Consider the following 273-nt stretch of genomic DNA (forward strand, 5'->3'; position numbering starts at 1 on the left):
GCCTCTGTGATCCCGACGAAACTCTCAGAAGCGACTTTGCCGCTGTCCGCCAGCCTGGTAAGCACTTCGGACGCAGCGCCAGTGGTACCGACGGTCGCCGCAACCTCGCGCGCCATGCCGGAAAGCCGGTCGGAGGTTGTGCCAGCGGCATTACCGGTCGTGATCAGCGCTTTCTGGAACCTGACAGCCTCCTCACTTCCCGAGTAATAAGCGTATCCCAGTACACCAGCCGCGGTTGCTGCCACGGTGAACGGGTTCACCAAACCCAAGACA

The 273-nt window shown here is 61.5% G+C and carries 1 protein-coding gene; it reads right to left on the minus strand.

Annotation, left to right across the window (positions count from 1 at the left end; translation table 11 throughout):
- On the minus strand, window positions 1-273 hold a 273-nt coding region (locus tag FQ664_RS26050; RefSeq protein ID WP_144175877.1), incomplete at both ends, for a phage tail length tape measure family protein.

The sequence above is a fragment of the Pseudomonas persica genome (assembly GCF_900291015.1).
GTDB lineage: Bacteria > Pseudomonadota > Gammaproteobacteria > Pseudomonadales > Pseudomonadaceae > Aquipseudomonas.